Source organism: Saccharothrix carnea (assembly GCF_003014735.1).
Taxonomy (GTDB): domain Bacteria; phylum Actinomycetota; class Actinomycetes; order Mycobacteriales; family Pseudonocardiaceae; genus Actinosynnema; species Actinosynnema carneum.
This window is the reverse complement of record NZ_PYAX01000014.1, coordinates 45,017-69,828: the sequence shown is the minus strand read 5'-3', so window position 1 is coordinate 69,828 and position 24,812 is coordinate 45,017. Positions and strand designations below refer to the sequence as shown.

The following is a 24,812-nucleotide window of genomic DNA, read 5'->3' as shown; positions in this document are numbered from 1 at the left end:
GGCCAGCACCCGAGGAGAGTCATGAGCCAGCAGTCTTCGAAGTTCGACGAGCGCTACCGGATCGGGCGCAAGCTCGTGGCCGAGCTCGGCCCCGCCGACCAGGCCAACACCACGTTCGAACTCCTCGGCAAGGAATGGGACCTGGTGCCCGGTGCCTACGCGCCCGCGCCGGGCACCGGCACCGAGTACTACACCACCGCCATCCCGTACCCGGTCGGCGGGCGCTTCCTGGAGATCGGCTGCGGCGCGGGCGTCACCGCGGTGTGGGCGGCGCTGCAGGGTTGCGCGCACGTGACCGCGACCGACATCACCGAGACCGCCGTGGCGAGCACCGCGCTCAACGTCAAGCGGCACGGCGTGGAGGAGCAGGTGCGCGTGCAGCGCAGCGACGTGTTCGCCGACCTCGACCCCGGTGAGAAGTTCGACACGATCTTCTGGAACTGCAGCGTGATCGAGGCGCCGCGGGACTTCGAGTTCACCCAGGACTTCGAGTGGGCGATCTTCGACCGCGGCTACACCGCGCTGAGCCGCTACCTGGCCGAGGTGCACGGGTGGCTGCGGCCCGGCGGGCGTGCCCTGGTCACGTTCAACAGCCTCGGCGACCTCGACCGGATCAACCAGCTCGCCGCCGCCGCGGGCACGGTGCTGACCAGGCTCGACAGCACCACCAGGCGACTGGCCGGCGAGGACGTCACCTACAACGTGTTCGAGATCGCCCGCGCCTGATCCCGCAGTTGCCACGGAGGAGATCGTGACTACACGCTTGTTCAGTTCCGAGTCGGTGACCGAGGGCCACCCGGACAAGATCTGCGACGCGATCAGCGACGCGGTCCTGGACGCCTACCTCGGGGCCGACCCGCGGGCGCGGGTGGCGGTGGAGACGCTGGTGACCACCGGCCAGGTGCACGTGGCCGGCGAGGTGACGGCGGACGCTTACGTCGACATCGCCGGCATCGCGCGGCAGGTGGTCCTGGACGTCGGCTACGACTCGTCCGCCAAGGGGTTCGACGGCCGGTCGTGCGGGGTGAACGTGGCCCTCGGGTCGCAGTCGCCGGACATCGCGCAGGGCGTGGACACCGCCTACGAGTCGCGGCTGGAGGAGGCGCTCGACGACCTGGACCGGCAGGGCGCGGGTGACCAGGGCCTGATGTTCGGCTACGCCTGCACCGACACCCCGGAGCTGATGCCGCTGCCGATCGCGCTGGCGCACCGGCTGTCGAAGCGGCTGACCGCCGTGCGCAAGAGCGGCGCGGTGCCCTACCTGCGGCCGGACGGCAAGACCCAGGTGACCATCGAGTACGCGGGCGACGAGCCGGTGCGGCTGGACACGGTGGTGGTGTCCAGCCAGCACGCGGACGGCGTCGACCCGCAGGCGCTGCTGGGCGTGGACGTCCGGGAGCAGGTGATCGGGCCCGAGCTGGCCGGGCTGGAGCTGGACACGTCCGGGGTGCGCGTGCTGGTGAACCCGACCGGGCGGTTCGTGATCGGCGGGCCGATGGGTGACGCCGGGCTGACCGGGCGGAAGATCATCGTGGACACCTACGGCGGGATGGCGCGGCACGGCGGCGGCGCGTTCTCCGGCAAGGACCCGTCCAAAGTGGACCGATCGGCCGCGTACGCGATGCGGTGGGTGGCCAAGAACGCGGTCGCCGCCGGGCTCGCGTCCCGGGTCGAGGTGCAGGTGGCGTACGCGATCGGCCGGGCGGCGCCGGTCGGGTTGTTCGTGGAGACGTTCGGCACCGAGACCGTCGACCCGGCGCGGATCAGGCAGGCCATCGCGGACGTGTTCGACCTGCGCCCGGCGGCCATCATCCGCGACCTGGACCTGCTGCGACCGATCTACGCGCAGACCGCGGCGTACGGGCACTTCGGCCGCCCGGAGCTGGACCTGCCGTGGGAGCGCACCGACCGCGCCGACGCCCTCAAGCAGGCTGCGACCAGCTGACCACGACCGGTTGACCGTCGACTGGTTGACTGCGACCGGCATCACCCCCACCCGGTCGGTCGACCCGGTCACCCGGACCCGGTCGACCCGACCGCCGACCCACCGCCCCGGAGGCACCACCCCATGCGCATCGCCGTGACCGGCTCCATCGCCACCGACCACCTGATGGTCTACCCCGGCAGGTTCACCGAGCACTTCATCTCCGACCACCTCGACACCGTGTCGCTGTCGTTCCTCGTGGACGACCTCGAAGTGCGCCGCGGCGGCGTCGCGGCGAACATCTCGTTCGGCCTGGCCCAGCTCGGCGTGTCGCCCGTCCTGGTCGGCGCGGTGGGCAAGGACTTCGACGACTACCGCGCCTGGCTGGTCGGGCACGGGGTGGACACCAGGTTCGTGCGGGTCTCGCCGACCAGGCACACCTCGCGGTTCCTGTGCACGACCGACCTGGACCAGAACCAGATCGCGTCGTTCTACGCGGGCGCGATGCAGGAGGCCCGGGAGATCGCGCTGGCGCCGGTCGCGGACGGCCTGGGCGGGCTCGACCTGGTGGTGGTCGCGCCGAACGACCCGGAGGCGATGGTGCGGCACACCGCCGAGGCCCGCGCGCTGGGCCTGCCGTTCGCCGCCGACCCGTCGCAGCAGCTGGCCAGGATGGACGGCGAGTCGGTCCGGTCGCTCGTGGACGGTGCGAAGTACCTGTTCACCAACGAGTACGAGAACGTGCTGTTACGCCAGTCGACGGGGTGGTCGGCGGACGAGGTGGTCGGCCGGGTCGGCGCGTGGATCACCACGTTGGGTGCGGAGGGCGTGCGGGTGGAGCGCAGCGGCCACCCGCCGGTGACGGTGGCCGCCGTGCCGGTCGAGGAGGAGGTCGACCCGACCGGCGTCGGCGACGCGTTCCGCGCCGGTTTCCTGTGGGCCACGTGGGCGCGGCTCGGCCTCGAACGGGCGTGCCAGGTGGGCTGCACGATCGCCGCCGCCGCGCTGGAGAGCATCGGCACGCAGGAGTACAAGCTCAGCCGGGCGGGCGTGGCCGACCGCGTCGCCCGCACGTACGGCGGTGAGGCCGCCGCCGAGATCGAGAGCAAGCTGCGGATCTGATCACGCCGCGCGGGCGCCGGCCATCCGGCGTCCGCGCCCGCTCAGCGGTGCCCGCACCGCGGAAGGACGTGAACGCGTGTCCGATCAGCCGAGTCCGGAGAACCACCGCACGGTGCCCGAGGTCTCGCCGACCCGCTTCAGGTCGGCCATGCGGCACCTGCCGACCGGTGTCGTCATCGCCGCAGGCATGGCGGGCGACCAGCCGATCGGCATGCTCATCGGCTCGTTCACCAGCGTGTCGCTGTCACCGCTGCTGGTCGGGTTCCTGGGCGACCACGGCTCGAAGACCCTGGCCCGCCTGCTGGAACTGGACCTGTGGACGTTCAGCGTCCTGGCCGACGACGACACGATCACCCCGGGCGCGTTCTGCGGCCCGCTGCACGAACGCTTCGACCAGGTGAAGTGGTCCACCTCGCCGCTGGGCACGCCGGTGATCGACAACGCCGTGCTGTCCCTGCACTGCCGCAAGCACTCCACCGTCGAGGCGGGCGACCACGACCTCGTGCTCGCCGAAGTCCTCGACATCACCGACCCGGACCCCCTCCGCCGCCCGCTGGTGTTCGCGGAGGGCCGGATGACCGGACTCGCACCGCGCTGACAGGTTGCCTGCCGGGTGCCGTCAGGTACGTCACTTTGACCGGCACCCGGTCCGCCCGGCATCCTGGTGGCAGAGGGGAGTACCCACTCCGCCCGTGATCGTCACTACGGCCGCTCCGCAGCGGTCCGGTCACGGCGCCACCGCGTCCGGTGGTCGGGGAGACCTCTGGTTCGGATCTGAGCCGGAGGAGCACGCCATGCGCGCCACTGCCCGCCTTGCCGCCGCGGTCACCACGATCGCCGCCGTCACCGCGTTGACCGCCTGCGGCACGCTCCAGGAAGCGTCCGACGCGGCCAACGCCGTCGCCGACACCGCGTCCGCGGTGCAGGTGTGCACCGAGGCGTTGGCGCAGGCCACCACCGTGTTCGACACCACCAGCCCGGAGCGGACCGTCGAGCAGGCGCACTCCGCCGCCGACAACCTCACCGCGCTGGCCGCGAACGCCGCCGACACGACGGTCAACGAGGCCATCACCTCGCTGGCCACGACGCTGCGGGCGGTGACCCTGGACGACCTCGTCCTCCAGCCCGCCGCGTGGCTCGAGGACAAGGCCACCCGGGTCGCGAACCTCACCACCGCCTGCACGCCGTGACCGCCCGGGAGCACCGGGGCGCCTTCCGACGTTGGCACTGGTGATGACTGGACAACTTCGGTTTCGCGTCCTGGGTGACTCGCTGGCCGCCGGTGTGGGGTGCGGTCGGCCCGAGGAGACGTTGGGTGAGCGATTGACGGCGGTGCTCCGCTCGGCGGGGCACCGCGTCGACCTCGGTGTGCACGCGGTGTCCGGCGCGCGGTCCGCCGGGCTGGACGCGCAGGTGCGCGCGGCGGTGCGGACGGGGGTCGACGTCGCGCTGGTGGTGATCGGGGCGAACGACCTGACGTCGTTCACGCCGCCCGCGGTGGGCGCGGGGCTGCTGCACGACGCCGTGCTCGGCCTGCGCCGCGCGGGTGGGCAGGTCGTGGTGGCGACGGCGCCGGACCTCGGTGTCGTCTCGCACGTGCCGCCCGCGTACCGGGCGTTCGTGTCGCAGGCCAGCGGTCTCTACGCACGCCTTCAGGCCGACGCGGTGGTCCGCGCGGGCGGTGTGGTGGCGGCGGTCGGGTCCGACCTGTTCGACCGGTTCGCCACCGACCCCGGCCTGTTCGCCGCGGACCGGTTCCACCCCTCACCCGCCGGTTACGCGCTCATCGCCGACGCGCTCGCGCCGTCCGTGCTGGCGGCGGCGGGTCGGTGGGCGGCCTGACGCACCGGTGAGCGGCGGTTGTGAAGGATTCGTGGTGTTCCCGTGGAGGACCTCCGCCGCCGGCTCACCGGTTCGTTGACACGAATTTCCGGGGTGGGTTAGCGTCATTTCGCTGCCAGGGGGGCGGTGCGAGGTGACCGACACCGCGATTCGGGTCCGCTGATTCTCATCATTCCTGTCTTGTCCGGTGAGCTTCCGCGCGCCCAGGTCGCGTTCTCGCCCGTGATTTTTCGCGAGCACCTCCCGCCGGCGGGAGTGGCGACAAGGCCGGACGACAGGTGCCGGCCCTGCGAACCCGGGGGGACCATGGTCGACCAGAAGGTGCTCGAAGCGCAGCGTTGGGTGAACTCGACCTACGGTGCGGTGCCGGGTTACCAGAGGTGCGCGGAGAACGGGGTGACCGGCTGGGCCGTCATGTTCTCCCTGACCCGCGCGCTCCAGCACGAACTGGGCATCACGACCCTGTCCGACACGTTCGGCCCGACCACGTTGAGCAGGCTCGCCGAGCGGGGCACCATCGGGCCCGGTTATCCCTACGCGAACATCGTGCGGATCGCGAAGTACGGCCTGTTCTGCAAGGGTTATTCGGCGGGCGACACGTCGAACGGCACCTTCGACAACGACCTCTACAACGCGGTGCGCGATCTCAAGAGCAACATCGGGTTCGCCTCAGACGGCCACCTGCCGCCGAAGATCTTCAAGGCGATCCTGAACATGGACGCCTACGTGCTGCTGTCCGGCGGGCGGACCGAGGTGCGCGACATCCAGCGCTGGCTCAACGCCACCTACATCAACCGGTCGACGTTCTTCGTGATCCCGTGCGACGGGCACTACTCGCGTGACGTGCAGGTCGCCCTGATGCGGGCCATCCAGTACCAGCTCGGCATCCCGGACGACCAGGCCACCGGCAACTTCGGGCCGGGCACCCAGAACGGTTTGCGCAACAACACCGTGCGGCCCGGCTCCCCGGCGGCCTGGGTGCAGCTGTTCAGCGCCGCCTGCGTGTTCAACGGTAGCGTCGGCGGCCTGTTCGCCGAGTTCACCTCCGGCTGGGACGCGGCGCTCGGCGCGTTCGTCAGCGCGTTCCAGGACTTCTCCGTCCTCACCCGCACCGGCATCGGCGACTACGCCACCTGGGCGCAGCTGCTGGTGTCGACCGGCGACCCGGACCGGCCGGCGAGCGCGAGCGACACCCGGTTCCACATCAGCGTCCCGCGCGCCCAGGCGCTGAAGGCGGCGGGCTACCACGTGGTCGGCCGCTACCTGGACGAAGACCCGTGGGGCACCCTCGACAAGGAGATCCAGCCCGGCGAGCTGGAGGCCATCTTCGCCGGTGGGATGCGGGTGTTCCCCATCTCGCAGTACGCCGCCGACACCGTCGACGACTTCACCTGGTCCACCGGCTACGACCACGCCCTGCGCGCACACGACCGGGCGGTCGGCTACGGGTTCAACCGGGGCACGGTGATCTACTTCGCGGTCGACTACGACGCCACCGGCGAGCAGATCACCAGCAACATCATCCCGTACTTCCAGGGCATCCAGGCCGGTCTCGGCACCCGCGGCAAGCGGTACGTCGCCGGTGTCTACGGCTCGCGCAACGTGTGCGCGCGGGTCAGCGACGAGGCGTTCGCGCGGTACTCGTTCGTGTCCGGCATGTCGTGGGGCTTCTCCGGCAACCTCGGCTTCCCGCTGCCCGCGAACTGGTCGTTCAACCAGATCAAGGAGTTCGCCTTCGACGCGGGCGGCGACGTGTTCGCGCTCGACCGCGACGTCAGCCGGGGCAACGACCGGGGCGTCGGCCGGGAGAACGTCGGCGGCGCCGACTCACCCGTGGACGCCTACCTCCGGTACGTCGACGGCCTGTACGCGACCGCGGTGGCCTACGGCGGTGACGCGAACCGGCGGGTCCTGGAGTACCTGCGCTACCCGACCTACAACGGCACCTGGTCCGGCTGGGAGACGTTGATCGGCAACGTCGACCAGGCGTGGATCGAGCACGCGCAGGCACACGCGCCGGCGCGGGTCGAGTCCTATGTGGACCCTTCGCTCGGCATCACGGTCGACGTCGACCACTTCGGCGCCACCGCCAACGCGGTGTACCTCCGGGGTGACGACGGGCGCGGCGACTTCGGCGGCTGGGCGGGCGACCTGGCCACGTTCTACGGCGAGTGGCGGTCGCACGGGGAGGAGTACGCCTCCGGGTACGCGTTCTGCGCCGACCGCCTGGCCAAGATCAACGTGCTGTCGTCGTTCCCGCTCAACGACCTCGTGGAGGACGTCGACGGCTACCTGGTCGGCAGCGCGGTGCGCGACGGCGCCCGGATCGACCACGCGATCCGGGACCACCTGACCACCGGGCACCGGACCAGGTTCCGGCAGTTCTACGCCAACCGGTACGGCGGTACGGTGGCGGGCGTCCGGGACGCCGCCTGGAACGCGCTGGGCGGCAGCACCGCGGACGCGCAGCTCTCCGGGCTCACCGAGGCCGCGATCCGCCGGACGGGAGGGGTCTGCCTGCTGCCCACCCAGCTGCCCGAGGCCAAGCTGGAACCGTTCCTGCAAGGCTACGCGGAGACGATCGAGAGGTTGTCGCGCGGCTGACGGCACGCCCCTCGCGGTGTGCGAGGAGGAGAGACGTGCGAGTCCCGGGAACGGCCCGGCGGTGGGCGGTCGCCGCGCTGTGCGCACCGCCGGCGGCGTTCCTGGTGTACGCCTGGGGTGCGATCCACCTGTACGCGCCGGACGTCCGGGAGACGTGCGTCCTGGAGCACGGCGGGTGGGACCGGGCCTACGGGCAGGTGACCTACTTCCCGCTCTCCCGCAAGTGCAACGCCTACCAAGACCTGGTGCCCCCCTACGTGAACCCGGCGGTCGTCGTGCTGCTCGTCGCGACCGCGCTGTTCGCGGGCCTGGCCGTCGCCGCCCGCCGCAACCCCCGATCCCGCAAGGAGCGACCGTGAACGAAACCACCGAGGACGTGGGCCGGCTCGGCCGTCGCCGGTTCCTCGCCATCACCGGCGGTCTCGCGGCCGCCGTGTCGGTCGGCCTGTCCGCACCGCCGGCGTCCGCCGCACCCTCCGCAGGGCCGCCCGCGAACCCGCCCGCGCGCCCGGACGCCCTGGCCACGTACCCGGTCGAGGGCTCCAACGCGTCCGTGACGCTGCTGTCCGGGCCGTCCGCCGTCGTGCTGCTGCACGTCGCCCGGCGCTTCCACTACGAGGTCGCCACCCTGGGCGCGGACGACATCACCGGCTACGCCGAGCTGCCGGCCGGGACGCCGTTCGCGGCGGACCACCGCTCCGGGACCGCCCTCGCCATCCTGCCCTCCCAGTACCCGGCCGGGGCGACCGGTGGGCTGTTCCCGCACGAGCTGGCGGTCGTCCGGGACATCCTCGCCGAGTGCGAGGGCGTGGTCCGCTGGGGCGGTGACTTCCGCAAGACCCCGAAGGAAGGCCATTTCCGGGTCGACGTGAAACCGGGCGACCCGGCGCTGGCCAGGGTCGCGGACAAGATCCGCGGCTGGGTGGACGGACCGGGCCGGGGCGCGCCCGCCGACCCGTTCGCGCCGGGACGCCGCCAGGCGGCGGAGCGGTTGGCGCAACGGCAGATCGCCACCGGCTGACGGGTCGGTCGCCCACGAGACCCGCCTCGTGGGCGACCGACCCGGTGCACTACAGCCGCGGGTGGGCGTTGGCCAGCAGCTGGCGGAACTGGGCGGAGAACCAGTGGCCCGACAGCGGTGCGTTGGCCAGCGCGCCGGACATGTTGTTGCCGTTGCGCGCGTTGCCCGTGTACGTGGGGTCGCACATCCGGTCGAAGCCCTTGCCCTCGTTGTTCGGGATCTCGCGGCTCGCGCCGTCCGACTCGCCCGGCGGCTTGGCCCACACGTAGGCGTCGATGCCCGCCGCGGGGTTCGCCCTCGGCCGCTCGCCGATGCCCGCGCCGGACTGGTTGCACCAGTTGCCGAGGTGGATGCGGCGGTCGTAGCGGCCGCCGTTCACGTACGCGTCGACACTCGTCGTCGGGCCCTTGGCCGTCGGGCGCTGGGAACCGCCCCAGCCGTTGCGGGAAGTGTCGATCAGCATGCCGATGTTCGACGGGAAACCGGCGCTGATCAATTGCGTCCGGAACGCCTGGGCGAAGGACAGCTCGTCCACGTAGCGGTTCCAGTCGACCCACTTGGACTGGCGCACGGAAGTGCCGTTGACGGTGTCGTTGATGGTGTAGTGGTCTTCTTTCAGCACGCCGTAGTTCGCGGTGTTCGCGATGAATCCCGTGACGTTGTTCACCGTGCTGCCCGATGCGCGAGCGGCCTGGGCGAAGAGGGTCGCGGAGGTGCCGAAGTTGTCGTCCCACCCGATCCAGCCGTGGTGGGCGGCGTCGATGTAGTTGTACACGTTGCCGATCGCGCCGAGCTTCGCCAGCGCGTACCCGACACCGTTGACGTAGTTGCCGTTCTGCAGCATCCGGTCGCACATCGGGGTGGCGGTCGGCCGGCTGCCGACGTTGGTCACCAGGTTGGGCAGCGAGTCGATCTCGATGATCGTCACGATGCGCAGGTTCGCGTACTTCGACTCACCCATGATCGCGGCGATCGGGTCGATGTACTCGGACTTGTAGCGGGGCAGGTCGTCCGGGCCGAGTTCGCCGTTGGACGCCAGCGCGGCGCAGTCGCGGCCGGGCAGGTTGTAGATGACGAACTGGACGACCATGGTGCGCCCGGCCGCCTGGCTCAGGGCGTTGTCCAGGTGGGCGCGCAGGCCGCGGGCGCCGTTCACGCCGTTGATCGCCGCGATCCGGTCGAGCCAGACGAACGTCGGCTGGTTCGCGATGGCCGAGCCGCCGTCGGCCCGGGCCTTCGCCGACCAGTCGGGGTTCACGTACACCGCGGCGCCGGCGTACGGGTTGTCCACGCGCGCGGCCGCGGTCACGTCCGCGGTGGCCGGGCCCGTGCCCAGCGCCACGGCCGCCGCGAACACGAACGCCCCGGTCGCCGCGAGTGCGCGACGTGACCGCCTCTTCCTGGTCGGGCCTGGTGATGACTTCAGTGGCATCTTCGGCTCCCTCGTCGGTGATCAGAACCGGCGGCGAAATTCTGGGAACGTTTCCAGGAATCGGACCGTAGCAGGGAAGCGGAGAGCCGTGAAGAGCTTTCACGGTGAATGGATCAATGCGTCCGATATTCCAGATCGCGCGGAAGTCGGCGCGGAATGCCGTTCTTTTCCGCATTCGACCGCATTCGACTTCGAATGGCTTTCGAATGGGCGTGCGGGGGTGGGTGCACCTGTGCGCGACGCGCGATCGGGGTGTGAGGTCGCCTCGACTTCGGGTCGACTTTTCGCCGGGGTCGCGGCATCAGAGGGGTGTGGACGGAGCACAGGGCGGCACGCCACCGGTTACCCCCGGGCCGCCGTGCCGGTCACGGAGTCGGTCGCGGCCCTCGTACCGCTGTTCGCCGCGCCGTGACCGTTGATCGTGGTCATGGCGACGACGGTGATCCACGGCAGGGCCAGCAGGAAGCTGCCCGCCAGGTCGGTGGGGTAGTGGACGCCGGAGTAGAGGCGTTGCGCGGCGACCGCCACGGGGATCACCAGGGCGGTCGCCACCACCGGCCACCGCCACCACCCGCCGGTGCCGCGCCAGACCAGCAGGGCGACCGCCGTGCCGAGCACCAGCGACGCGGCGACGTGCCCCGAAGGGAAGCTCGACGTGGGCGGCAGGTCGCCGGGCAGCTTGGCCGCCGGGCGGGCGCGGTCGATGATCGCGGTGGTGAGCAGGAACAGGGTGACCTCGCCCAGCAGGCCGAGCACGACCAGCAGGACGGGCCGCCAGGAGCGCGTCGTGGCCAACGCCAGCACGCAGACGACCACCGCCGCGCCGATCACCGGGCCCGTCCCGCTGAACGTCCCGACCCGGTCCATCACCGCGTCCCAGGCCGGGACGCGGCGTTCGGCGAACCACTCCACCACGGCGCGGTCCCAGGCCGGTGGCACGTCCGGTCCGGCGGCGGTGAGCCACGAGCCCAGCGCGAACAACGCGCCCAGCAGCAGGCCCCAGGCCACGAGCAGCCGGGCCACCACGAGCGGGAGGTCGGCCGGCACGTCGACCCGGCGCCCGGACACGGGCCGCAGGTCGTCCGCCGCTTCCGGCGCCAGGCCCCGCGACAGCGGCACCTCCGGCATGCCCTCGTCCCGCCGCCACCGCCGGAACACCTCGGTGGTCAGGGCCAGCCACACCAGGCCGAGCAGCCAGCCGCCGAGCACGTCGGTGGCGTAGTGCACGCCGAGCGCGACCCTCGTGAAGCCGACCACCACCACGATCGCGACCACCAGCGCGGTCACCACGCGTCGTGCCGGCCGCACGGAGGCGAACACCAGCAACAGCACGCCGTACGTGACCGTCGCACCGAGCGTGTGGCCGCTGGGGAAGCTCCAGCCCGGCGCACCGGCCACCTCGACGTCCACCAGGGGCCGCAGCCGTTCGACCAGCTCCTTGACCACGACGCCGAGCAACCCGCCACCGAGCGCCGTGACGACCACGTGCGCCGCCACCCACGGCCGCCGCCGCAGGAGCAGCCAGGCCACCGCGAGCGCGGTCACCCCCGTCAACGTCGCCGTGTCGCCGAGCCGCGTGATCCCGCCGAACGCCGCGACGAGCACCTCCGACCCGCCGACCCACCGCGTCACGCCGTCCGAGATCGCCTGGTCGACCTCGCGCACCGGCGCCCACCCGGCCCAGACCACCGCCATGACCACGGCGAACGCGACCCCGGCGGCACAAGCGGCCACCAAGGACACCGCACTGCGCACCGCGAACCGCTCGACCACCACCGCCGGTCGCGCTTCCCGTGTCGTAATCACCAACGTGGTGTGCCCGAATCGATCACCGGGCAATCCTGGAACCGCCTTCGCACGGCAGTGCGCCTTTCGAGTGAACGCCGCGGGACTCGTCGCACCGCGACATCCACGGCGACACACTGATCGCCGTGCCCGAGCGGTCGACCAGTCGTAACGCGCTGCACGGTGTCGTGAACGGCTCGGTGGTGCAGGTCGGCTCGGCAGACCACGTGACCGTTGCCGCCGAGGAGGCGCAGCGCCTTCCCGTGCCGCGGCAACTGCCCGCGGCGGTCGGGGATTTCACCGGCCGCGCCGCGCACCTGGCGGCACTGGACGCGGTCGCCGCACGCGCGGCGGACAAATCGACCGGCGGCGCGGTGATCACGACGGTCGCGGGCACGGCCGGGGTCGGCAAAACGACTTTGGCGCTTCACTGGGCACACCGGGCAGAGGACGGCTTCCCGGACGGCACGTTGTACGCGGACCTGCGCGGCTACGGCCCAGGAGAGCCGGCCACCGCGGGCGAGGTGCTGCACCGCTTCCTGTGCTCGCTCGGAGTGCGTCCCAGAGCGGTGCCGATCGGGGAAGAGGCCCGGGCGGACTTGTACCGGTCGCTGCTGGCCGGCTCGCGAGTGCTGGTCGTGCTCGACAACGCGGGTACGTCGGAACAGGTCCGGCCGTTGGTGCCGGGCGGACGGGGATGCCTGGTGGTCGTGACCAGCCGCGCCGCGCTCCGAGGGCTCCACGTCTCACCGGGTGCGACGCCGCTGACCGTGGACGTGATGACCGAGCGCGAGTCCGTCGACCTGATCCGCCGGATGATCGGACCGCGCCGCGCCGGGGACGAACCGGACGGGGTGGTTCGGCTGGCGCGCGTCTGCGCGGGCCTGCCCCTGGCGTTGCGGATCACCGGGAGTCGGCTCACGTCGCGCCCCGACCTGGGCGTCGGCGACGTCGTGGCCGAGATGACCGACGACCGGCTGGAGGTGTTGAGCGCGGCGGGGATCGGAACCTTCGGTGTGACGCACGTGTTCGACCGGTCCTTCCGCGTGCTCACGGCCGAGCAGGCCCGGCTGTTCCGACGCCTCGGCCTGCACCCGGGACTGGACATCGGGGTCCAGGCCGTCGCCGCGGTCGCCGGTGTGCCGGTCGACCTCGCCCGCCGCCTGCTCGACGACCTCGCCGAGGTCCACCTCGTCGAGCCGGTGGCTCGGGGCCGCTTCCGGTGCCACGACCTGCTGCGCGATTACGCCCTCGACCGCGCTCGGCGCCTCGACCCCGTCGCCGTCCGCGCCCACGCATCGGCGGCGTTGTTCGAGTGGTACGCCCACAACGCGGCGGCGGCGGATCGATTGGCGTTCCCGGCCTACGTGCACCGCGTCCCGGCTTTCGCCGGACCACCGGCCGCACGACCGGTCCCGACCACCCGGACCGACTCGCTGGAGTGGTTCGAGGCGGAGTCCGCGAACCTGGTCGCGTTGATCCGATCCGCGGCGACGACGCACAGCCGCTGGGTGGTTCGCCTGGTCCACGCCACCGAGACGTTCCTGTACCACCACGCGCGGTGGGACGAGTTGTTCGACGTCTGCGTGCGCGGGATCACCGCGGCGCGCCAGGACGGGGACCGTGCCGGCGAGGCGTGGTTCCTGATCCGGTCGGGCTGGGCGCGGCTCCAGGTCTCCGGCTGGGAGCGGGCCGCCGTCGACCTCCGCGCCGCGCTCGCCTTGGCCCGTGAGGTGGACGACCCGTACCTGATCGCCTACGCGCTCAACGACCTCGGCGACATCAGCCTGCGTCGGGGCCGGTACGCGGAGGCGCTGGCGCACCTGGGCCAGGCGCTGCCGTTGAGCCGGGGCACGGACGACGGGCGGCAGGAGGCGTTCGTCCGGACGAACTGCAGCAGGGCCCTCGCCGGGTTGGGCCGGTACGACCAAGCCCTCGACCACGCCGAGCGCGCCTTGGAGCTGCGCCGGCGAGCCGATGACCGGGAAGGGGCGGTCTTCACGCTGAACCAGCTGGCTCGCGTGTGGCAGGCGCTCGGTGACCACCGCAGAGCGATCGCCCTGTGCGACCAGGCGATCGGCATCGGGCCCGAGCACGCCTACCACCCGGACATCGCCGCCGCGCTCGACACCTCGGGTACGTCGGCGATGTACCTCGGCGACGTGGACCGGGCGAGGAAGTGCTGGTCCGCGGCACTGGGGATCCTGAGCGACTTCGGCGATCACCGGGCGGCCGAGCTGCGGACGAGACTCCGGGGCGTGGGTCACGCCTGATCGTCCTTTCGGGGCATTGAGGTGACACCCATTGCGGCGGGTGTCGGGGATCCGGTACTGGTCGGGGGTTGTCCCGTCGTGCCGAAGGAGCCGCCGCGTGCACCCCGACCTGCTGCGCAACTACCTCGTCCGGCACCGCCTCGGGCGGCGGGACGTGTTCAAGCTCGCCGGCGCGGCCGGTGCGGTCGGCCTGGTGGGGACGGCGAACGCGACGGCTCGGGCCGACGGCGGGCCGGACGACACGCCGTTCGACTACGCCGACCCGGCGAACCTGGCCGACTGGGCGCCCAGCCGGTACGGGGCCGACGACCAGCGCGGCGCGTTCAACGAGGTCACGCCGGTCAAGACCGCCGCCGCGCTCGGCCTGCTGCGCCGCCACCGCGAGGTGACCACGTACAACCTCGGCGAGCTGATGTGGAACGGCTTCCCGGCGTTCCGCACCGACCCGCGCCGCACCTACGAGCAGCGGCTCACCATCTGGGGCTACCCGCCGCCGCCGGGGTTCGCCGAGCAGGGCGGCATCCTGGTCGCGCTGGAACCGCTGGGCGCCAACCGGGTGAGCGTGCACGAGGAGCGGTTCGAGGCGGAGGTCTCGCCACGGCACCCCGAACCGCTCGCCGCGACCTACCAGATCGGCAGCCAGCTGGACAACCTCAACCACATCGGCGCGGCCGACCTGTTCTACAACGGGCTGCGCGGACCGGACATCGCCCGCGGCCACGGCACCGTCCGGCTCGGCGCCGAGCACATGGGCCCGCTGGTGACGCGGGGCGTGCTGCTGGACGTGCTGGGCGTGAAGCTCGCCCGCGACCGCGTCGAGGACCTGGCGGAGCCGGCGGGCAACGGACGGCCGCTGCTGCGCGAGAACTACCGCATCACCGTCGAGGACATCCGCGACGCCCTGGCGTTCGGCGGTGTCGACCGGATCGAACCCGGCGACGTCGTGCTGTTCCGCACCGGCTGGAACCAGCTGCTGGCCCGCCGCGACGCGGCCGACATCGCCCGCTGGGAGGGCGCCCGCGGGCTGCCCGGCATCTACCTGCGCGAGGCCCGGTGGCTGGCGCGGTTCCGGCCCGCGATCGTCGGCAGCGACACGTGGGCGCTGGAAGTGCTGGGCAACCCGGTCAACGACGACGGCACGGCGTTCCCCGTGCACCAGGAACTGCTGATGCGGCACGGCATCCGCATCGGCGAGTCCTACGTGGTCGACCGGCTCGCCGCCGACCGCGTGCACGAGTTCGTGTTCATCGTGACCCCGCAGTACGCCGAGGGCGCCACGGCGGGCAACACGCCACCGGCCGCGCTCGGCCACCCTCGTCGGTGAGAGGAGTGTCGCAAAACGACAGCTACCGATTGACTTTCGATAGGTAACACGTGAGACTCGATGCATGGTCACAACGCATCGAGCGGTCGCGGCGCTCCGGGTGTTCCTCGTGTTGATGTTCGGCGTCCTCGTCCTGTTCCAGGTCATGTCGTTGCCGGGGCAGTTCCGGCACATGGCCCAGGAGTCCCCGGACATGGCGTACCTGCGGTGGCCGCTGACCGCCGTGACGGTGTTCTGGGTGCTGTGCGTGCAGGTGGTGATCGTGTGCATCTGGAAGCTGCTCACCCTGGTCGAGAAGGACCGCATCTTCAGCGAGGCGTCCCTGAGGTGGGTGGACGCGATCGTGTGGGCCATCGGCGCGGGGTGGGTGGTGTTCGTGGTCGTGTTCCTCTTCGTCGGCTTCAACGCGGACGACCCCGGTGTGCCGCTGGAGATGTCCCTGATGGCGATCGGCATCGCCGTCGTGGGCCTGCTGATCGTGGTGATGCGCGCGTTGCTGCGCCAGGCCACCGCGCTGCGCTCCGACATGGAATCGGTGATCTGATGTCGATCATCGTGCGGATCGACGTCGAGCTGGCCAAGCGCAAGATGAGCGTCGGCGAGTTCGCCGAACGGGTCGGGCTCACGCCGTCGAACGTGGCGGTGCTGAAGAACGGCCGCGCCAAGGCCGTGCGGTTCAGCACGCTCGAGGCCATGTGCCGGGTGCTGGAGTGCCAGCCGGGCGACTTGCTCGAGTGGGTGGACGACGACCAGGACGGCACGGTCGTCACCTCGTCCAACGGCGACGGCGAGGTCGCCCGGTGATCGAGGTGCGCGGGCTGACCAGGAGATACGGTGACGTCCTGGCGGTAGACGACCTGAGCTTCACCGTCGAGCCGGGCAAGGTCACCGGTTTCCTCGGGCCGAACGGCGCGGGCAAGTCCACCACGATGCGGGTGGTGCTCGGCCTCGACCGGGCCACCTCGGGCACGGCGCTGGTCAACGGGCGGCCGTACGCGTCGTTCGGTGAACCGCTGCGGGAGGTCGGCGCGCTGCTCGACCCCGGCGCGGCGCACCCCGGCCGCACCGGGCGCAGCCACCTGCGCGTCGCCGCCCGCGCCAACGGCATCCCCCGCCGCCGGGTGGACGAGGTGATCGAGCGGGTCGGCCTCGGTCGCGCGGCCAGTCGGCGGATCAAGGGCTACTCGCTCGGCATGCGGCAACGGCTGGGCATCGCGACGGCGCTGATCGGCGACCCCGGCGTGCTGATGTTCGACGAGCCGATCAACGGGCTCGACCTCGACGGTGTCCGGTGGATCCGCGGCCTCCTGCGCCAACTCGCCGACGAGGGCCGCACCGTGCTGATCTCCAGCCACCTGCTCGGCGAGATGGAGCAGATCGCCGACCGGCTCGTCGTCATCGGCCGCGGCAGGCTGATCGCGGACGCGACGACCGAGCAGATCGTGAGCGGACTCGGGCAGGTCCGGGTGCGCGTCCGCAGCCCGCGGCCCGACGTGCTGCGGGCCCGGCTCCGCGAGCGCGGGTTCGAGGTGGAGCGCGTGGACGACCACGAGCTGCGGGTCGAGGGCAGCACGGCCGAGGAGGTCGGTGGGCTGGCCCACGCCCTGGACGTGCCGCTGCACCACCTCTCCGAGGTGCGCCAGTCGCTGGAGGACGCCTACGTGGAGCTGACCACCGGCAGTGTCGAGTACCAGGGCCGCGAGCCCGTGCTCACGGCGGAGGAGGCGCGATGAGGGCGGTGACCCGGGACGTCCCGGTCGTCCGCGTGTTCGCCCGCGCGTGCGCCGCCGAGTGGACGCGGCTGTGGACGGTGAAGGCGACGTGGTGGTTCCTGGCCGCCGCGACCGTGACGATGGTGGGCATCGCGACCATCGCGGGCCTGGAAGCGGCGGCGGACCCCGATCCGCCGCGCGGCCGGTCGGCCTGGGCGGCGGCGGCCGTGACCGGGCTGCCGGGCCAGTTCGCGCTCCTGGCGCTCGCGCTCACCGCCGTGACGTCCGACTACGCGACCGGCGGCATCGTGCCGAGCCTGCAGTGGACGCCGCGGCGCGCTGTCCTGTTCCTGTCCCGGACGGCAGTGGTGGTGGTCGTGGCCACGGTGCTCGGCGTGCTGCTGGCGTCGGCCGCGACGGTGGCGTCGTTCGTCACGGCGCAGCCCCTGCTGACCCTGGCGGGCGCCTCGGACGTGCTGCCGGACGTCGCGTTCGTCTTCGCCGCCGGGTCGGCCTTCGCGCTCGGCCTGGGCTTCCTGCTGCGCAACACCGCGGCCACGTTGGTCACCGTGTTCCTGCTGATGCTCGTCCTGCCGCTGATGCTGCCGAACTTCGGCCACGAGTGGCTGTCCTGGGTGGCCGATCGCCTGCCCGGCTCCGGCGCGGCATTCCTGCTGATCGGGGAGGTGCCCGGGATGAGCCGGACGTCCTCGGTGGTCACCCTGCTCTGCTGGGCCGCGGCCACCCTGCTGCTGGGTTGGCTGCGCCTGTCCCGCGACGACGCCAACCGGTGACCTCGACCCGGTGCCCGCGATAGGCGCGGGCACCGGGTCGTGTCGTTTTCGCATTTGCCCGATCATTGTCCGTGACCGGCCTGGGGTGGAATTGTGACCGGACAATTTCCGTGGGTGACCGGGTGGCGGTTGGCCGTCCGGCGTGAGGGTGATGGTCACCCGCCGGCCGCCGGTTCTTGACCTGTTGTCAACCTGGGAAACCAAGCATTCGAAGTGGCGTCGGGGCCGTAAGAATGATGGGGGAAACCCGGTGGCCGCTGCTCGCTTCCAGCTCTACAGACCCGCCGGTTCCGGTGTGAGGTGGCGGTTCCTCTCCGCCAACAACCGGAGCCTCGGCCAGTCCGCGCTGGTCTTCCCGACCGTCGAAGCGTGCCTCAAGTCGGTCGATGACCTGCGTGAACACCTCATCGACAGCACCACGGCGATGTCCCGCGACGAGAAGCTGTGGTCGTGGCGACTGCGGCTGGAGGGCTGCGTGCTCGCGGTGTCCAGCCGCAGTTATCACCGGCGCGTCCAAGCGCAGTACGCGTGCCGCAGTTTCGTCGAACTCGTCGCGCACGCGCCGACTGTCGGTCGCTATCCGGTGGAGCAGATGTGGTGACGGAATCCGGGTGTTCACCGCGCTGCCGTTCGGCCTATTCGCCCCCTGATCGTTTCCCGCGTTCGTCCGTTGTTAATGCCGACATCCGGGCCGCGAAAACTCGACGGGTTGTGCTTGCGCGGACTCGGGCGAGCACGGCCCGCGGACCCCGGAGCTCCCGAAGATGACCGCAACGCTCAGCGCACCACCCGCGGAACGCGCCGACGGCCCACGTCGGCGCGTCGGGCCGCCCGGCGGGATCGACCGGCTGTTCCGGCTGGTCCTGCGGTTCGCCGGGCTCGCGGTGCTGGTCGTGATGGCCACCGTCGGCTTGTTCCTGGCCACGCGTGGCGCGGCGGCGATCTCCGAGGCGGGCCTGGACTTCTTCACCACGCAGACGTGGGAGCCGGACTCGCTGGACTTCGGCATCGCCGCGGTCCTCGTCGGCACGGTGCTGATCGCGTCCGTGGCGCTGGTGATCGCGTTCCCGCTGGCGCTCGGCGTGGCGCTCTACATCTCCGAGTACGCGCCGCCGCGGCTCCGGCGGGCGCTGACGAGCATGGTCGACCTGATGGCCGCGGTGCCCAGCGTGGTCTACGGGCTGTTCGGCTCGACGTTCCTGCAGTGGCAGGGCGTGGACGTGCCGCGGTGGCTGTCGATCCAGTTCGGCTGGATCCCGTTCCTCGACGTCGAGGGCGCCGACCCGGACAACCCGCTGTCCACCGACGCCGCCTACGTCACCTCGACGTTCTGGGCGGGACTGGTGGTCGGGTTCATGGTGATGCCGTTCATCTGCTCGGTGATGCGCGAGTCGTTCACCCAGGCGCCGCAAGGGGAACGCGAGGGCGCCCACGCGCTCGGCGCCACCAAGTGGGGCGTGATCCGCAGCGTGGTGCTGCCGTTCGGTCGCAGCGGCATGATCGGCGGCACGATGCTCGGCCTCGGCCGGGCGCTCGGCGAGACCATCGCGGTGGCCATGATCATCGCGCCGGTCTTCGCCATCCACACCCAGATCCTCGGCAGCGGCGGCAACTCCGTGTCCGCGCTCATCGCCCAGCGGTGGGGCGCGGCCAGCCCGTTCGGCCTGTCCGCGCTGATGGCGGCGGGCCTGGCGCTGTTCGTGCTGACGCTGCTGGTCAACTTCGCCGCCTCCGCGGTCATCGCGCGCAGCCGGTCCGGCCAGGGGAGCGACTGAGATGACCGCACCGGAAGTGCGCCGGGTGACCGGCGGCGCGCGGCGCACCGACCTGGCGTCGGCGCTGGGCGCGGCGTCGGCCGCGATCGCGTTGACGGGCCTGCTGTTCGACCAGATCGCGCCGTTCAGCGGCGCGGTCGCGTTCGTCGCGATCGCGTTCCCCCTGTTCCTCGGCCTGTACGCGCTGCTGATCTCGCTGCACGACGACGCGCTGGCCGTGCGCGACCGGCTCGCCTCCGCGGTCGTGCACAGCCTGGCGCTGGTGGCGCTCGGCGCGCTGGTGTTCATCGTGGCGTACCCGATCGTCATGGGCGCGGAAGCGCTGGGGCACCTCAACTTCTTCACCGACGACATGGCGGCGGCGGGCACGCTCGACCCGTTGGAGCTCGGCGGGGTGCTGCACGCCGCGGTCGGCACGCTGGAGCAGATCACCATCGCGCTGGTCATCACCGTGCCGCTGGGCCTGGCCTGCGCCGTGTTCCTCAACGAGACCAGGGGTTTGTTCACCCGGCTCGTCCGCACGGTGGTCGAGGCGATGACCGCGCTGCCGTCCATCGTGGCGGGCCTGTTCATCTACGCCTCGCTGATCCTCGTGCTCGGCTTCGAGCGCTCCGGCTTCGCCGCGGGCTGCGCGATCAGCGTGATGATGCTGCCGATCATGATCCGGGCGGCGGACGTGGTGCTGCGGCTGGTGCCCAGCTCGCTCAAGGAAGCTTCGCTGGCGCTGGGCTCGGGCCAGCTGCGCACGGTGTGGCACGTGGTGCTGCCGACCGCGCGGTCCGGCCTGACCACCAGCGTGCTGCTGGCCACCGCGCGCGGTGTCGGCGAGACCTCGCCCGTGCTGATCACCGCCGGCTTCACCCCCTACCTGAACTGGAACCCGTTCGTGGACTCCCAGGTGTCGCTGCCGCTGGCGACCTTCCAGATGGTCATGTCTTCGGAGGAAACCATGAAGCAGCGCGGTTTCGGCGCCGCCGCCGTGCTGATGGCCCTGGTGCTGGTGCTGTTCGTGCTCGCCCGAGTGGTCGGTGGCCGCGGCCCCGGCGGGCGGTCGAGATGAGGAGAGTCATGATCACCCGGCCTTTGAGCCTCGTGGCCGTCGTCGGCCTGGTGCTGGCCCTCGCCGCGCCCGCGCGGGCGGCGCAGGCGTACACGCCGATCAGCGGCAGCGGCTCCACGTGGAGCAGCAACGCGCTCGACCAGTGGAAGACCAACGTCGCCCAGTACGGCATGCGGATCAGCTTCAGCGGCACCGGCTCCAGCGACGGCCGCAACCAGTTCAAGGCGGGCCAGGTCGACTTCGCCGTGTCGGAGATCCCGTACGGCCTGACCGACGGCGGGGTGCGCGACGTGCCGCCGAAGGAGGGCACGTACGCCTACATGCCGATCGTCGCCGGTGGCACGTCGTTGATGTACAACCTCAAGATCGGCGGCAAGCGGGTCACCAACCTGCGGCTGTCCGGCGAGGTCGTGACCAAGATCTTCACCGGGGTGATCACGTCCTGGGCCGACCCGGCGATCGCCCGCGACAACCCCGGCCTCAAGCTGCCCGACCGCAAGGTCACCCCGGTGGTCCGCGCCGATGGCTCCGGCACGACCGCCCAGTTCACGTCGTGGATGGCGAGTCAGCACCCCGGGCTGTGGGACGACTTCTGCCGCCGCGCCAAGCGCGCCACGCCGTGCGGCTTCACGTCCAACTACCCGACGATCCCTCCGGTGGTCGGCCAGCACTACTCGACCGGCGTGGCGAACTACGTGCGGCAGGAGGGCACCGAGGGCTCGATCACCTACGTCGAGTACTCCTACGCCCGCGCCGCGCAGTTCCCGGTGGCCAAGCTGCTCAACGCCAAGGGCTACTACGTCGAGCCGAAGGCCTCGGCGGTGGCGGTGGCGTTGCTGGCGGCGAAGGTCAACCCGGACCTGACCCAGGACCTCAGCCAGGTCTACGGCAACCAGGACGCGCGCAGCTACCCGATGTCCAGCTACAGCTACATGATCCTGCCGACCGTGACGACCGGGAAGTTCACCGAGGACAAGGGTCGGACGCTGTCCGACTTCGCCTACTACTTCCTGTGCGAGGGGCAGAAGCAGGCCGACCTGCTCGGGTACTCGCCGCTGCCGATCAACCTGGTGCGGGCCGGGATGGACCAGGTGGCGAAGATCCCCGGCACGACCAAGCAGAGCAAGGACCTCGGCAAGTGCAACAACCCGACCTTCTCCGCGGACGGGACGAACACCCTGGCGGTCACCGCGGAGCAGCCGAAGGACTGCGACAAGCAGGGACCGGTGCAGTGCGAGGACGCCACCGGCGGCGCCAAGGAACCGACCAAGACCACCACCGGCGGCGGTGACGCCCCGGTCGCGGAAGAGGAAGCCGCCGTGGTCGAGGAGCAGGCGCCCGGTGAGGAAGCGGCGGCCGAGGACGCGGCGGCCGACGAGTCCAGCTCCGGCGTGGCGCGGCGGGCACGGGAAGAGGCCTACGCGACGCCCGTCTCGGTGGACCTGCGTGACGACAACACCGCGCTGCTGGTCGCGGTGGCCGCGGTGCTGATCGCCGCGCTCGTGGTGGGACCGCCGCTGGTCGCCCGGCGGCTGCGCAGACGGGAAGGCGACAGATGACCACCCTCCGGTTGCTGCTGGCCGCACTGCTCGTGACCTCGGGGATCGCCCTGGTCCCGGCGGCGCCGGTCGACGCGCAGACGTCGTCGTCCGCGGTCACCAAGTCCGGGCACGGTGAGTTCGAGGACCTGCGGATCACCGTGTCGCACACGAAGGACCTGATCAACCAGACGGTCCGGTTGACCTGGACCGGTGGCCGCGAGACCGGCCCGGTCGGTCGGTTCGCCACCAACTACCTGCAGGTCATGCAGTGCTGGGGCGACGACCCGGCCGGCCCGACCCGCGAGCAGTGCCAGTTCGGCGGCCTGGAGGGGCAGAACGGCCTCGGCCTCGGCAACTTCACCAAGAGCAGGCAGATCGCCTACAGCGACCCGGCGGACCCGGACGAGACGGTGCCGGTGCCCACCAGCGGCGCGGAGTACGCCGAGTTCCACGCCTCGAACGGCAAGCGGACCAAGTCGTTCGGCACGTACTTCGACGCGGGCACCACCAACGAGGTGCCGTTCGCCAAGACCCGCCCGGACGGCACCGGCGAGTTGGACTTCGAGGTGCAGACCGCGCTGGAGGCGTTCGGCCTCGGCTGCGGCGAGGTGCGCACCTCCGGCCCGGACGCGGGCAAGCCCCGGCACTGCTGGCTGGTCGTCGTGCCGCGCGGCGACACCGAGGTCAACGGCCGCAAGCCCGGCGTGGACCACACCAGCAACAACCTGGACTCCTCGCCGCTGAGCGCCGGCAACTGGCGCGCCGCCATCCCGTTCAAGCTCGACTTCCGCGCGGTCGGCGCGGCCTGCCCGATCGGCGCGGCGGAGCGCTCGCTGGCCGGGCACGAGTTCGTGGCCGACGCGGTCGGCCGCTGGCAGCCCGCGCTGTGCGCCGACGGCGGCACGGTGTTCGGCTACACCAGGGTGTCCGACCGGATCAGCCGCGAACGGCTCGCCGCCCCGACACCGGGCATGGTGTTCCTGAGCGAGCCCCAGCCGTCCACGCCGCAGCGCCCGGTGGTCTATGCGCCGATCGCGGTGTCCGGGCTCGCGATCGCGTTCATCATGGAACGGCAGTCCCGCGGCCCCGCGGTTGAGCCGGAGGACGTCTGGCGGCTCGACGGGCAGCCCCTCACCGAGCTGAGGCTGACGCCGAGGCTCGTGGCCAAGCTGCTCACCCAGTCCTACCGCGACGCCGTGCCGGGCAACCAGCCCTACCTCGCGACCAACGCGCGCCGGCTCAACGAGGACCCGGAGTTCCTCGCGCTGAACGAGCAGTTCCAGACCTACGGCGCGCTGATGAACACGCTGGACGTGCTCGTACCGTCAGTCGACTTCGACCTGACCGCCGCGCTGTGGACGTGGATCGACGCCGACCCGGACGCCCGCGCGTTCCTCGACGGCGAGCCGGACCCGGCGGGCATGGTGGTCAACCAGCACTACCGCGGGCTGGACCTGCCGGTGCAGAACTTCCCCAAGCAGGACCTGAGCTGCAAGCCGCTGCCGTTCCCGCTCGGGCCGGACTGCGCGCTCACCGCCCGGCCGCTGGCCGCCGACCTGCACGAGGCCGGCCGGGCGATCAGCCGCGGCGACACCCTCGGCCGGTCGCCGAGCGGCCTGCCCGACCAGGCGGACCCGACCAAGCCGGGCTACACCCGCGTGCCGCGCCAGCCCGCCGGCGAACGCAGCCTGCTGGCCGTGGTCGACACCGCGACCGCCGCCCGGTACGGCCTGCCGACCGCCAAGCTGCGCAACGCCGCCGGCAACTTCGTCGCGCCAGACGACGCGGGCCTGCGCGCGGCGGTGGGCCAGTTGACCCCCACCGACGTTCAGGGCGTCGGCCGGACCAACCCGACCACGAAGGCCGCCGACGCGTACCCGCTGCCCGCCGTCACCTACGCGGCCGCCGTGCCTTCGGAGATGACCGCGGCCGAGGGCGCCGAGTACGCCGGGTTCCTCCGGTACGCCACCGGGACGGGCCAGCAGCGCGGCGAGGGCGTCGGCCGGCTGCCGCTGGGCTACCTGCCGCTGCCGGACGGGATGCGCCGGCAGGCCGCCGACGCGGCCGGGGTGGTCGAGCGCGACGCGGGCAAGCCGATCGTGCTGCCGACGCCGGGTGGGGAAACCGCCGCCGCACCGCCCGCGGCGAACCGTCCCCGTGCGACGACCCGCGCGGTCGCGCCGCCCGCGCCCGCGAAGCCACCTGTCGAGGCGGCCGTGCCGTCCACGAAGTCCACCCCGGTCGCGCAGGTCGAGGACACGCCCGCGAACCCGGTCGGCTGGTGGTTGCGGCACCTGCTCGCGGGACTGCTCGTGGCGGGCGGCCTGGCCACCGGCGCGGGACCGCTGGTGCAGCGGTTCGGCGGCCGGGGCGGCTCGTGACGGGCGGCGTTCGTCCGCAGTTCACCGCGGGGTGAGCGGGCGGACACCCGCCGACCGACACACCTGACGAGGGCCTCGGGCCACGAGGAGGAGGTGAGGCCGACCGCCCGGCCGTGCCGGAGTTGCCGCTCCAGCACGAACCGGACGGACGAGAACAGACACCGGTGCGCGTGACCGCACCGATCGACGAGTGGACACGCAGTCCGCTCGACCTCTGCGCAG

General features: G+C 71.8%; 22 protein-coding genes. 20 read left to right on the top strand and 2 right to left on the bottom strand.

The window, feature by feature from the left end:
* Window positions 1-21 precede the first annotated feature (21 nt).
* The 9 genes from B0I31_RS32055 to B0I31_RS32015 all read left to right on the top strand — a co-directional run bounded on the left by B0I31_RS32055 (window position 22) and on the right by B0I31_RS32015 (window position 8,513).
* Window positions 22-726: a methyltransferase domain-containing protein gene (locus B0I31_RS32055; protein WP_106619137.1), complete on the top strand. Its 705-nt coding sequence runs from the start codon at window positions 22-24 to the stop codon at window positions 724-726.
* Window positions 727-763: 37 nt separating this feature from the next.
* Complete coding sequence (gene metK, locus B0I31_RS32050; RefSeq protein WP_106619136.1) at window positions 764-1,945, top strand: methionine adenosyltransferase; 1,182 nt, start codon at window positions 764-766, stop codon at window positions 1,943-1,945.
* A gap of 123 nt (window positions 1,946-2,068) precedes the next feature.
* Window positions 2,069-3,046, top strand: a complete 978-nt coding sequence (locus B0I31_RS32045) for a carbohydrate kinase family protein (protein ID WP_106619135.1) — start codon at window positions 2,069-2,071, stop codon at window positions 3,044-3,046.
* A 76-nt stretch (window positions 3,047-3,122) separates the two neighbouring features.
* Window positions 3,123-3,644, top strand: coding sequence for a flavin reductase family protein (locus B0I31_RS32040; protein ID WP_146174028.1), 522 nt, complete (start codon window positions 3,123-3,125; stop codon window positions 3,642-3,644).
* A 196-nt stretch (window positions 3,645-3,840) separates the two neighbouring features.
* Window positions 3,841-4,236 carry a bacteriophage spanin2 family protein gene (locus B0I31_RS32035; protein ID WP_106619134.1) on the top strand — a complete coding sequence of 132 codons (396 nt, stop codon included), beginning with the start codon at window positions 3,841-3,843 and terminating at the stop codon, window positions 4,234-4,236.
* Between the two features lie 43 nt (window positions 4,237-4,279).
* Window positions 4,280-4,888, top strand: a complete 609-nt coding sequence (locus tag B0I31_RS32030) for an SGNH/GDSL hydrolase family protein (RefSeq protein ID WP_281262335.1) — start codon at window positions 4,280-4,282, stop codon at window positions 4,886-4,888.
* Between the two features lie 306 nt (window positions 4,889-5,194).
* Window positions 5,195-7,492 (top strand): glycoside hydrolase domain-containing protein, encoded by a 2,298-nt coding sequence (locus B0I31_RS32025; protein WP_106619132.1) that lies wholly within the window; start codon window positions 5,195-5,197, stop codon window positions 7,490-7,492.
* Between the two features lie 35 nt (window positions 7,493-7,527).
* Complete coding sequence (locus B0I31_RS32020) at window positions 7,528-7,851, top strand: hypothetical protein (protein ID WP_106619131.1); 324 nt, start codon at window positions 7,528-7,530, stop codon at window positions 7,849-7,851.
* Complete coding sequence (locus B0I31_RS32015) at window positions 7,848-8,513, top strand: hypothetical protein (protein WP_106619130.1); 666 nt, start codon at window positions 7,848-7,850, stop codon at window positions 8,511-8,513. The genes B0I31_RS32020 and B0I31_RS32015 overlap by 4 nt, the downstream gene beginning before the upstream one ends.
* Window positions 8,514-8,562: 49 nt before the next feature.
* On the opposite strand, the gene B0I31_RS32010 is transcribed toward B0I31_RS32015, so the two are convergent.
* Both B0I31_RS32010 and B0I31_RS32005 read right to left on the bottom strand, forming a co-directional pair.
* Window positions 8,563-9,945: a glycoside hydrolase family 6 protein gene (locus B0I31_RS32010; protein ID WP_106619129.1), complete on the bottom strand. Its 1,383-nt coding sequence runs from the start codon at window positions 9,943-9,945 to the stop codon at window positions 8,563-8,565.
* Window positions 9,946-10,287: 342 nt separating this feature from the next.
* A complete protein-coding gene (locus B0I31_RS32005; RefSeq protein WP_146174027.1) occupies window positions 10,288-11,751 on the bottom strand; it encodes a phosphatase PAP2 family protein in 1,464 nt (487 codons plus the stop codon).
* A gap of 125 nt (window positions 11,752-11,876) precedes the next feature.
* Here B0I31_RS32005 and B0I31_RS32000 point away from each other — a divergent pair, with 125 nt between their 5' ends.
* From B0I31_RS32000 to B0I31_RS31950, 11 genes are all read left to right on the top strand, one after another.
* Complete coding sequence (locus B0I31_RS32000; protein ID WP_106619127.1) at window positions 11,877-14,003, top strand: ATP-binding protein; 2,127 nt, start codon at window positions 11,877-11,879, stop codon at window positions 14,001-14,003.
* Between the two features lie 97 nt (window positions 14,004-14,100).
* Window positions 14,101-15,327, top strand: a complete 1,227-nt coding sequence (locus tag B0I31_RS31995) for a cyclase family protein (RefSeq protein WP_106619126.1) — start codon at window positions 14,101-14,103, stop codon at window positions 15,325-15,327.
* Between the two features lie 64 nt (window positions 15,328-15,391).
* A complete protein-coding gene (locus tag B0I31_RS31990) occupies window positions 15,392-15,871 on the top strand; it encodes a DUF2975 domain-containing protein (protein ID WP_106619125.1) in 480 nt (159 codons plus the stop codon).
* Complete coding sequence (locus B0I31_RS31985; protein WP_106619124.1) at window positions 15,871-16,131, top strand: helix-turn-helix domain-containing protein; 261 nt, start codon at window positions 15,871-15,873, stop codon at window positions 16,129-16,131. The genes B0I31_RS31990 and B0I31_RS31985 overlap by 1 nt, the downstream gene beginning before the upstream one ends.
* Window positions 16,128-17,060 (top strand): ABC transporter ATP-binding protein, encoded by a 933-nt coding sequence (locus B0I31_RS31980; RefSeq protein ID WP_106619123.1) that lies wholly within the window; start codon window positions 16,128-16,130, stop codon window positions 17,058-17,060. Before B0I31_RS31985 ends, B0I31_RS31980 begins: the two co-directional genes overlap by 4 nt.
* Window positions 17,057-17,833, top strand: a complete 777-nt coding sequence (locus tag B0I31_RS31975; protein ID WP_106619122.1) for a hypothetical protein — start codon at window positions 17,057-17,059, stop codon at window positions 17,831-17,833. Before B0I31_RS31980 ends, B0I31_RS31975 begins: the two co-directional genes overlap by 4 nt.
* Window positions 17,834-18,083: 250 nt before the next feature.
* Window positions 18,084-18,434: a YegP family protein gene (locus B0I31_RS31970; protein ID WP_106619121.1), complete on the top strand. Its 351-nt coding sequence runs from the start codon at window positions 18,084-18,086 to the stop codon at window positions 18,432-18,434.
* Between the two features lie 163 nt (window positions 18,435-18,597).
* Window positions 18,598-19,608, top strand: coding sequence for a phosphate ABC transporter permease subunit PstC (gene pstC, locus B0I31_RS31965; protein ID WP_106619120.1), 1,011 nt, complete (start codon window positions 18,598-18,600; stop codon window positions 19,606-19,608).
* A gap of 1 nt (window position 19,609) precedes the next feature.
* Window positions 19,610-20,668: a phosphate ABC transporter permease PstA gene (gene pstA, locus B0I31_RS31960; protein ID WP_106619119.1), complete on the top strand. Its 1,059-nt coding sequence runs from the start codon at window positions 19,610-19,612 to the stop codon at window positions 20,666-20,668.
* 8 nt (window positions 20,669-20,676) lie between these two features.
* Entirely contained in the window at window positions 20,677-22,227 is a 1,551-nt protein-coding gene (gene pstS / locus B0I31_RS31955; RefSeq protein ID WP_219910893.1) for a phosphate ABC transporter substrate-binding protein PstS, read from the top strand.
* Window positions 22,224-24,590 carry a hypothetical protein gene (locus tag B0I31_RS31950; protein ID WP_106619117.1) on the top strand — a complete coding sequence of 789 codons (2,367 nt, stop codon included), beginning with the start codon at window positions 22,224-22,226 and terminating at the stop codon, window positions 24,588-24,590. Before pstS ends, B0I31_RS31950 begins: the two co-directional genes overlap by 4 nt.
* Window positions 24,591-24,812 lie beyond the last annotated feature (222 nt).

Bases quoted from the DNA above. Each gene is read 5' to 3' on its own strand.
- pstS (WP_219910893.1), top strand. From the start codon at position 20,677: ATGATCACCCGGCCTTTGAGCCTCGTGGCCGTCGTCGGCCTGGTGCTG.
- B0I31_RS32010 (WP_106619129.1), bottom strand. From the start codon at position 9,945: ATGCCACTGAAGTCATCACCAGGCCCGACCAGGAAGAGGCGGTCACGT.
- B0I31_RS32030 (WP_281262335.1), top strand. From the start codon at position 4,280: ATGACTGGACAACTTCGGTTTCGCGTCCTGGGTGACTCGCTGGCCGCC.
- B0I31_RS32035 (WP_106619134.1), top strand. From the start codon at position 3,841: ATGCGCGCCACTGCCCGCCTTGCCGCCGCGGTCACCACGATCGCCGCC.
- B0I31_RS31990 (WP_106619125.1), top strand. From the start codon at position 15,392: ATGGTCACAACGCATCGAGCGGTCGCGGCGCTCCGGGTGTTCCTCGTG.
- B0I31_RS31985 (WP_106619124.1), top strand. From the start codon at position 15,871: ATGTCGATCATCGTGCGGATCGACGTCGAGCTGGCCAAGCGCAAGATG.
- B0I31_RS32045 (WP_106619135.1), top strand. From the start codon at position 2,069: ATGCGCATCGCCGTGACCGGCTCCATCGCCACCGACCACCTGATGGTC.
- B0I31_RS32055 (WP_106619137.1), top strand. From the start codon at position 22: ATGAGCCAGCAGTCTTCGAAGTTCGACGAGCGCTACCGGATCGGGCGC.
- pstA (WP_106619119.1), top strand. From the start codon at position 19,610: ATGACCGCACCGGAAGTGCGCCGGGTGACCGGCGGCGCGCGGCGCACC.
- B0I31_RS31975 (WP_106619122.1), top strand. From the start codon at position 17,057: ATGAGGGCGGTGACCCGGGACGTCCCGGTCGTCCGCGTGTTCGCCCGC.
- B0I31_RS31950 (WP_106619117.1), top strand. From the start codon at position 22,224: ATGACCACCCTCCGGTTGCTGCTGGCCGCACTGCTCGTGACCTCGGGG.
- B0I31_RS32025 (WP_106619132.1), top strand. From the start codon at position 5,195: ATGGTCGACCAGAAGGTGCTCGAAGCGCAGCGTTGGGTGAACTCGACC.
- pstC (WP_106619120.1), top strand. From the start codon at position 18,598: ATGACCGCAACGCTCAGCGCACCACCCGCGGAACGCGCCGACGGCCCA.